Genomic DNA, 9549 nt, shown 5'->3' on the forward strand with positions numbered 1-9549 from the left:
GCGCGCTGCTGACCGGCACCGCGACGCTCACCGACACCGCGCTGATCCAGCGTTACATGAGCACCGACCCGAACCTCCACGTGACCGCGAGCTCGGTGGCGACCAACGAACCCGCGGGCATGGCCCGCTCGGCCTTCGACTCCGACCCGACCACCACGTGGGTGCCGGCGGTGGGCGATCCCGACCCGTCGCTCGCGTTCTCGTGGGGACGCCCGGTCGCCCTGCGGTATCTGGCGATCAAGCGTCCGGGCGGCGCGAGCGGCCCGCTGAACGTCCGGGTCGAGGGCGACAACGGCCAGTGGCGCGAGGGCGTGATCGGCGCGGACGGCGTGCTGTCGTTCCGGGCGATGCGGACGTCGCGGCTCACGCTGCGGTTCCCGGCGGAGTCCCCGCAGATCATCGACGTGTCGATCCCGGGCGTGCCGACGTTCCGCTCCCTCCCCGGGGCACGGGTGCCGCTGCCGTGCGGGTACGGCCCGAAGCTGCGGCTGAACGGCCGGGACATCGCGACCCGCGCCAGCGGCACCTTCGGTGACCTGCTCGCCGGGCGCCCGCTCCGTTTCAAGGCCTGCCACACGGTCGGCGTCCGCAGCGGTGGCAACCGGCTGGCCTCGGTGCCCTTCGACGGGTTCCGGATCGAGACGGCCGTGGTGGACCCGGCCGGCGGCCTGTACAAGGCCCCCCCGGCCGCGCCGTCGTACGTGCAGGTCACCAAGTGGACCTCGCAGGACCGCAAGGTCGAGGTCAACGCCGACCAGGACTCCTACCTCACCGTGGACGAGAACTTCAACGCCGGCTGGACGGCGACGGTCGGCGGCCGGAAGCTGCAGCCGATACGGGTCGACGGCTGGCGGCAGGCGTGGCTCGTGCCGGCCGGCACGGTCGGCACCGCCCACCTGACGTACGGGCCCGACCACATCTACCGGGGCGCGCTGCTCGCCGGGCTCGGCACGCTGCCGCTGCTGCTGCTCGTGGCGCTGTGGCCGGCCCGGCTCACGCCGCTGCGATCTCGCGCGTGGCCGGGGCCGGTCCGCGGGCGGAGCGCCGGCCGCCTGGGCGCGGCCGTCGGCGACGTGGTGGTCGTCCTGCTCGCGGCGGGTGTGGGCTACTGGGTGAGCGGGGTCGTGGGCACGGCCGTCGCGGCGGTCGCGGCCGTGCTGTTCGCCTGGGTGCCGCGAAGGTTCCGCGCCGGGGTGCTGTCCCCCTGGGTGATCGCCGTGGTGATGCTCGCGGCGTCGATCGTGGCCGTGACGGGCCGCAACGCGAGCGGCGAGCGATTCACGCTGCTCACCGACACGCTGCCCCGGGTGCTGTGCCTGATCGTCGTCGCCCGGCTGGCGGTGGCGCTGAGCGGGTCGCCGGAGCGGCGGCTGCTATCCGGAACGCCACCGCCGCGAGGCGAGCCGGAGGACCGGCCGCTCCACGAGGTAGAACGAGGCGGTGGCGATCACGACGGTCAGCGCGGCGATGACCGGGAACTCCACGAGGAAGTGCCCGGTGAAGGGCTCGTGGCCGGTGAGGTCGTACCAGCCGACCGAGACGGCCACCTGCCAGAGGAAGACGCCGTAGGAGATGCGGCCGAGGAACCGCATGACGCGGTTACCGAGAATGGCGCGCATGACCGGGGCGCCGGCGGGGGCGAGGGCGACCGGGGCGACGGCGAAGGCGGCGACGGAGCCGTACAGCAGGATCCGGAGCTCGGAGGTCCAGATGGTGTCGACCGTGACGAGGTCGGACGGCCCGGTGAGCGGTGAGGCGGCGATGCAGAACAGCACGGCCGCGATCGCCCAGCAGGTGCCCCACGAGTGGGCGACCGTACGGGCGAAGCGCGCCGCGCCGGGCGACCCCGCGCGTGCCCGCACGGACACGACCGCCAGCGCCATCCCGATCGCGAACCACGCGAAGTAGCGCGGCAGCCACACGCCGAGCTGCGGCGCGTAGCGCGGGTGGAAGAGGAAGACCGTGAAGACGAACGTCGCCACGGCGTAGGCCCCGATGGCGGTCAGCAGGCGCCGGGCACGCCGGTCGGGGTCGGGCAGGCCCGGCTCGCGGAACCGCGCGTATCCGCCGAAAAGGGCCGCGGTCAGCGGCAGCACGGCGTACCAGAAGACCTCGACGGTGAGGCTCCAGATCTGCCCGAGCCCCTGTGGCCCGAGGATGCTGCCCCACCACGGATGCGCCTCGTAGGTGTAGGTGAGGGTCAGCAGCTTCAGCCAGGTCCAGCCGTCGCCGAGGTGGGAGGTCAGGATGACGACCATGACGTACGCGACGACGAGCCAGTACGCGGGGAGGATGCGCACCGCCCGGCGCCAGAGGTAGGCGCCGACGCGGACACGGCGGCCGTCGACGTGGAGCAGGTGCACGACCCAGGGCCGGTACAGCAGGAGGCCGGAAAGCGTGAAGAAGATCGGGACCGCGATCGCGCCGCCGGAGAACAGCCACGCCGTCGCGTCCTGCTTCAGGGTGTTCCCGGTGTCGGCCGCCACGTGGAAGACGAGCACCCCGAACGCGGCGATCGCGCGTACGCCGTCGAGCGCGTCATAGTGCTCGTCGGGCCGCGCTCGCGCGGTGTCCGGGCGCGCGATCGTCGCAGGCGGTGAGGGTGTCGTCACGGGCTACCTCCGGTCCGGGACCTGAAGCCTACGCGCAGGTAACATGATCGCAACAAAGACTCTCCCACCGGTTCACAAATGCCTCATTCACCTATGATTCAGGCAATTTCCCCTGGGAGGTTAGTGGTGCGGCGCAAGGTGGGGCTGGTATTGATCGGCGTCGGGGCGTTTTTCATCGCACTCGCTCCGCTGATCCGTTTCTATGTGGCGCAGCAACTGGTCGCTGCGCCACTCAACGTCTACGAGAAGTCGACGCTGCGCGCGGACAACGCGACATATCTTGACACGGCCAAGTGGACGATCCAGAAGGGCGCCACGGTCACCGCCACCAACACGACGCGAGGGGACGTCCACGCTGGTGACGGTAAGATCGCGGTCTGGGATTCGTTCACCTCGATCGAGGACACGACCGCCAACGCGAAGATCGAGACGCAGGCGCAGCGCGCGGTCTTCGACCGCCGTACCGCCATGCTTCAGAGCGGTCACGGCGCCGCGGTGGGCACCGACACGAAGGTACGCCAGACGGGGGTCGGCCTCTTCTGGCCGGTCGACGTGAAGCGTAAGAGTTATCCGTATTTCGACACGACGACCAAGCGCGCCTGGCCCATGAACTACGAGGGCGAGGAAAAGGTCCAAGGCGTCAAGGCCTATCGCTTCGTTCAGCAGATCCCGCCGACCGTGACGGACTCGATCAAGCCGGGCGTGCCGGCGTCGCTGTTCGGCATGACCCCGGCGCAGCTGGCCAAGGTGCCGGGCTATGACAAGGCGAACAACGCCGTGGCGGTGGACCGCGTCTACCAGTCCACGACCACGGTGTGGGTCGACCCGCGCACCGGGGCGCCCATCAACCAGGAGCAGAAGGTCAACCAGACGCTGCGGACGAGCGACGGCGTCGACCGTCTCGTCGTGGCCGACCTCGACCTGAAGATGACGCCCGACAGCCAGAAGCACCTCATCGACACCTCCGACGGTTACGCCACGAAGATCGCTCTGGTCCAGAGCATCGTGCCGTACGGCGGCGGCGCTCTCGGCGTGGTCCTGCTGATCGTCGGCCTGCTGCTCGCCTTCGCCGGTCGTCGCCGCCCGGCCCACGCGGGCGGCAGCTCGTCGAACGGCGGCCCGTCGAACAGCGACACGGGCGACGCGGGCGACGCGGATGACACCCGGACGCTTGAGACCGAGCGGTCCGAGAAGGAGCCGTCCGACCACGAGTCCGCCTAGGACCCGGCTGAAGGCGACCCTCCCCCGATCGGGGGAGGGTCGCTTTTTTCAGGCGGTCGTCAGGTCCGGCGGCGTCGCGCCGACCCAGCGCCGATAGGCGTCCACGTCGACGTTGCCGCCGCACACGATGGTGACCACATGCCGGCCGGCGAAGCGGTCAGGATCTTCGAGGATCGCCGCGACGCCGAGCGCGGCCGACGGTTCGACGACGAGGCCGGCGTGGTCGAGGAGCATCCGCATGCCGGCGACGATCGACGTCTCCTGGACCAGGACGGCGTCGTCGGCGACCAGGAGGAGGTCGTCCAGGACGGCCGGGATGGGACGCCGGCCGGCGACGCCGTCGGCGATGGTGTCGGTCGAGTCGGTGGTGACGACGCGCCGCCGGCGCCACGAGCGTGTCATCGCCGGTGCGCCCAGCGGCTGGACGCAGATCACCTCGACCTCGGGTGCCAGGGCCTTCACCACGTGACCCACACCGGTGGCCATTGCCCCGCCGCCGAGAGCGATCAAGACGGCGTCGAACGAGGGTGGGGTGGCCACCAGCTCCAGGCCGATGGTCGCCGCGCCCTCGCAGGTCTCGATGTCCAGGCTGTCCTCGACCAGCCGGATGCCGTCGCGGCGCGCGATGGCCGCCGCCCGCTCACGCGCGGTGTCGAAGTCGCCGTCCACCAGCTCCAGCCGGGCGTCCAGCGCGCGGATGCGGTCGAGCTTGGCCGCGGGCGCGAAGCGGGACGCCACGACGGTGACGTCGAGCCCCCGGCCGCGACCGGACCAGGCGAGGGCCTGTCCGAGGTTGCCCGCGCTGGCGCACACCACCGCCCGCGAGCCTTGGTCGGCGAGCAGGCTCGCGACGAGCTCGGTGCCGCGGGCCTTGAAGCTGCGGATCGGGTTCGCCGTTTCGAGCTTGATGCTCACCTCGCACCCGAGGCCGGGCTCCAGCGCCTCGCAGCGGTAGAGCGGAGTGTCGAGGAAGATCGGGTCGATCACCCGGCGACCCGCCCGGATCCGGGCGGTGTCGAGACGCGTCTCCTGCACGAGACGGCAGCGTAGCGCGGCGGACGGTTCGCGGTCACGTACGGCACCGACCGGCGTCACCCCTTTTCGGACGTCCCATCGCGCCGATCCGAACCGCGGTGACCTTCCGGGCTGTGGGTGGCCGCGAGGCCGTACGCACGCTGCGGAACGGGGGAGCGGGACCCGTACGGACGCCAGGTCCGTACGGCGTTTCCGGACAGCAGCCGCAGGTGCCGGGCGGTCTCCGGCACTTCCTAGGGATATCCCTAGGGCTCGGTAAGGGGCCTTCACCTGCCCGCCTTCGTTGCGGAGACTCCTGAACCAGGAGGCGGCGAACGCGTCACTTCACCGCGAACCGGAAGGAGGTCTCGCCGCCAGAGCGCATATGTGTCCCGGACACATCCCGGGCGCAGCACCGGCGCTCCGGCTCGCCGCCGCGGTACCCGCTCCAGTGGGCCTCCCCCGCCAGGGCCCGCTGGAAAAAGAAAGCACCACCGCCAGGCCCCGTCATCCAGACCGTCCTCCCGGACGGCCCGGCTTCCCCTGTCCCTTCCCCGCCTGCCCGTCATCTCGGGCCGTATTCGTTCCATGGTGAAAGGAACCCTCCGCCCATGTCCAGACCTCGCATCGCGACGGTGTCGGCTACCGCCACACTGGCCGTCGCGGCCGCGCTGCTGGCGGCTCCGACCGCCAGTGCCTCACCCGGCAAAGCCCCCGCCGCCGCCCCCGCCAAGGCCCAGGCAGCGGGCTCGTCGGCGTCCTCGGCGTTCTCTAAGGACGACTTCACCACCGACCCGCCGGCCGCCACGCGCAAGCAGGCCATCGCGGACGCGCGCAAGGCCCTGTCCGCGCACAAGAGCGCCGGGCGCGTGAAGTCGGGTGACGCGTTCACCCCGCGTACGGTCGTCGTCGCCAAGAACGGCGCCACCGACGTACGCTTCGACCGGACGTACAAGGGCCTGCCCGTCTACGGCGGCGACCTGATCGTCCACCTCAAGCCGGGCGGTTCCTACCGCGCGCTGAACCTCGCCACCCCCGCCGCCGCGGTCTCGGTCACGCCCAAGGTCGCCGCCTCGGCCGCCGCGGGCACGTCCCGTACGCAACTGCGGGGTACGGTCTCCTCGGTGGGCAAGCCGCAGCTCGCGGTGTGGGCCACCGGCCGGTCCTCCCAGCTCGTGTGGGAGACCGTCGTGAAGGGTGTACGCGCCGACCAGACGCCGAGCGTCCTGCACGTCCTCGTGGACGCCACCAAGGGCAAGGTCGTCACCAAGCGCGACGAGATCGAGACACTGCTCTCGCCGGCCCAGCAGAAGGCCGCCGAGGCGCGTAACTCCGTCACGCCTCTCGTCGCGGGTACGGGCAACGCGATCTACAGCGGCAACGTGTCGATCGATCTGACCCAGTCCGGCAGCACGTACACCATGAAGGACCCGTCGCACGGCAACGGGACCACGACGAACCTGAACCACGCCACGAGCGGCACCGGGACGATCTTCAGCAACACCACCGGATCGTTCGGCAACGGCACCAACAGCGACCCGGCCTCGGCCGGCGTCGACGCCCACTACGGCGCCGCGAAGACGTTCGACTACTACAAGAACACCCATGGCCGCAACGGCATCTTCGGCACCGGTGCCGGCGTGCCCTCGCGGACGCACTACGGCAACGCGTACGTCAACGCCTTCTGGGACGGCACCCAGATGACGTACGGTGACGGCTCGGGCAACGCCCGTCCGCTCGTCGAGATCGACGTCGCCGGGCACGAGATGAGCCACGGCGTCAGCGGCGCGCTCACCGGCTGGGACGAGACCGGCGAGACCGGCGGCATGAACGAGGGCACCAGCGACATCTTCGGCACGATGGTGGAGTTCTACGCGAACAACGCCAAGGACACGCCCGACTACACCATGGGCGAGCTGATCAACATCAACGGCAACAACACGCCGTTGCGCTACATGTACCAGCCCTCGCTCGACGGCGCCTCACCGAACTGCTACACGAGCAGCAACGGCTCGCTCGACCCGCACTACTCGCTCGGCCCGCTGGCCCACTGGTTCTTCCTGCTGGCCGTCGGCAGCGGAAACCACGGGTACGGCAACAGCCCGACCTGCAACAGCTCCACGGTCACCGGTCTCGGCAACGACAAGGCCGCCAAGATCTGGTACCGCGCGCTCGCCTCGTACGCGAGCAGCAGTGAGAACTACAGCCGTGCGCGTACCGACTCGCTGAAGGCCGCCGCGGACCTGTACGGCACCCACTGCACCGAGTACAACACCGTCGACGCCGCCTGGGCGGCCGTCAGCGTCACCGGCACCGACCCGGTTCCCGGCACCTGCCCCGGTCAGCCCGGCGCACCGTCGGTGACCAACCCCGGTAGCCAGACCAGCACGGTCGGTACGGCCGCGAGCCTGCAAATTCAGGCGACCGACCCGAACGGCCAGACGCTCACCTACAGCGCGACGGGCCTGCCCGCCGGGCTGTCGATCAACGCCTCCACCGGCCTGATCTCGGGCACGCCCACCACCGCGGGCTCCTCCTCGGTGACCGTGACCGCGAAGAACACCTCCAACCTGACCGGTACGACGACGTTCACCTGGACGGTCAACCCGATCGGCGGCGGCTGCTCCTCGCCGGGCAACAAGGTCACCAACGGTGGCTTCGAGTCCGGTACGACACCGTGGACGACCACCTCGGGCGTCGTTTCCACCGGCGGTGGCGAGGCCGCGCACTCGGGCAGCTACTTCGCCTGGTTCAACGGTTACGGCACCACCCACACCGACACGGCGACCCAGTCGGTCACCATCCCGTCGGGCTGCCACGCCTCGCTCAACCTGTGGCTGCACATCGACACCAGTGAGACCGGAACCACGGCGTACGACAAGTTCACCGTGAAGATCGGCACCACGACCCTCGCCACCTACAGCAACGCCAATGCGGCGTCCGGCTACGTGAACAGGACGTTCGACGTGTCCTCGTTCGCCGGCCAGACGGTGACGCTATCGTTCAGCGGCACCGAGGACTCGTCTCTGCAGACCAGCTTCGTCCTCGACGACGTGGCGGTAAACGCGTCCTGACCGTGATCCAGCAGGGGCCCCGGGGACGCGACGACGCGCCCGGGGCCCCTCGCATCCTCGGGAGTTCATGATGAGAAGGAAGATCGCGATAGTCGCCGCCCTGGTGGCCGCGATGGCACCCTTGACGACCGCCGCGCGTGCGGCGGCCCCGGCTGCGCCTTTGCCATCGGCCGCTCCGGCCTCGGCCGGTCTGGACGCCACCCGTACGCCGGCCTCGCCGTCGTACACGGTCAGCCTGACCGGCAACACGAGCGGCACCACCTGGACCGGCCACGAGTCGGTGACGTTCACCAACGCCGCGGCCGACCCGCTGAACGAGGTCTACCTGCGGCTGTGGGACAACTACCACGGCAGCTGCCCGTCCACGCCGATCACGGTCACGAACGTGACCGGTGGTACGGCCGGCGCGCTCACGGTCGGCTGCACCGCAATGAAGATCACTCTCCCCGCGCCGCTGGCCCAGGGCGCGCAGGGCACGGTCGGTTTCGACCTGAGCATCGTGGTGCCGAGCGGCGCCGACCGCTTCGGCCACGACGGGTCCTACAATTTCATCGGCAACGCGCTGCCCGTTCTCGCCGTCCACGACGGCGCCGGCTGGCACCTGGACCCGTACTCCAACAACGGCGAGTCGTTCTACTCCCTCGCCAGCGACTTCAAGGTCACGCTCGACCATCCGACCTCGCTGAAGGTGCCCGCGACGGGCACGTCGGTGGACCAGGCGGGCAGCTCGGGCCGCACGATCACAACGGCGACGGCCTCGAAGGTGCGCGACTTCGCCTGGGCGGCCGGGCCGTTCACGCTGACCTCCGGCACCTCGTCGGGCGGCGTGAAGGTGAACGTCTATCGCGTGAGCGGCATCTCCGCGAGCTCGGCGACGTCGATGCTGAACACCTCCACGGCGGCGCTCACCGCGCACAGCGGGCGGTTCGGCGCCTTCCCGTACGGTGAGGTCGACGTCGTCCTGGACAACAACTTCTGGTTCGGCGGCATGGAGTACCCCGGGTTCGTCCTGGACCTGGTCAGCTCCACGGCACTGGCACACGAGCTGGCGCACCAGTGGTGGTACGGCATCGTGGGCGACGATGAGTACACCAGCCCCTGGCTGGACGAGTCGTTCGCCGACTACGCCACGGACCTGTACCAGGGCATCACCGGCGCCGGCTGCTGGAACAACGTGTCCTGGGCCTCGTCGGCCGAGAAGATCACCAACTCGATGGCGTACTGGGACGCTCACTCCAGTCGCTATGGCACGGTCGTGTACACCTACGGAAAGTGCGCGCTGCACGACCTCAGCACGGTCCTCGGCACCACGGCGATGACCAACCTGACGCGCAGCTACGCGCAGTCCCACTGGTACGGCGTCTCGACGACGGCCGAGTTCAAGGCGGCGGCCCAGGCGCTGACCTCGACCAATCTGACGACGTTCTGGACCCAGCACCGAATCGACGGCTGACCCGGTCGGGGGGGGGGGGGGGGGGGGGGGGGGGGGGCGGGGGGGGGCCGGGGGGGGGGGGGGGGGGGGGGGGGGGGGGGGGGGGGGGGGGGGGGGGGGGGGGGGGGGGGGGGGGGGGGGGGGGGGGGGGGGGGGGGGGGGGGGGGGGGGGGGGGGGGGGGGGGGGGGGGGGGGG

Annotated in this window: 5 protein-coding genes; 3 read left to right on the plus strand and 2 right to left on the minus strand. The window is 70.7% G+C overall.

The window, feature by feature from the left end; translation table 11 throughout:
* Positions 1-1373: 1373 nt before the first annotated feature.
* Positions 1374-2612 (minus strand): acyltransferase, encoded by a 1239-nt coding sequence (locus tag QWU11_RS24040; RefSeq protein ID WP_290116631.1) that lies wholly within the window; start codon positions 2610-2612, stop codon positions 1374-1376.
* Positions 2613-2705: 93 nt separating this feature from the next.
* Between QWU11_RS24040 and QWU11_RS24045 the strand changes: the two genes are divergently transcribed.
* Positions 2706-3833, plus strand: a complete 1128-nt coding sequence (locus tag QWU11_RS24045) for a DUF3068 domain-containing protein (RefSeq protein WP_290116632.1) — start codon at positions 2706-2708, stop codon at positions 3831-3833.
* A gap of 48 nt (positions 3834-3881) precedes the next feature.
* Here the strand turns inward: QWU11_RS24045 and QWU11_RS24050 are convergent, their stop codons facing one another.
* Positions 3882-4868 carry a pyridoxal-phosphate dependent enzyme gene (locus QWU11_RS24050; RefSeq protein ID WP_290116633.1) on the minus strand — a complete coding sequence of 329 codons (987 nt, stop codon included), beginning with the start codon at positions 4866-4868 and terminating at the stop codon, positions 3882-3884.
* 590 nt (positions 4869-5458) lie between these two features.
* Here QWU11_RS24050 and QWU11_RS24055 point away from each other — a divergent pair.
* The gene (locus tag QWU11_RS24055; RefSeq protein WP_290116634.1) at positions 5459-7921 is read left to right on the plus strand and encodes a M4 family metallopeptidase; all 2463 of its coding nucleotides are present in this window, start codon (positions 5459-5461) and stop codon (positions 7919-7921) included.
* Between the two features lie 70 nt (positions 7922-7991).
* Complete coding sequence (locus QWU11_RS24060; protein WP_290116635.1) at positions 7992-9374, plus strand: M1 family metallopeptidase; 1383 nt, start codon at positions 7992-7994, stop codon at positions 9372-9374.
* Positions 9375-9549: the final 175 nt, after the last annotated feature.

The organism is Actinomadura sp. DC4, assembly GCF_030406325.1.
In the GTDB taxonomy this organism is placed as follows: domain Bacteria; phylum Actinomycetota; class Actinomycetes; order Streptosporangiales; family Streptosporangiaceae; genus Actinoallomurus.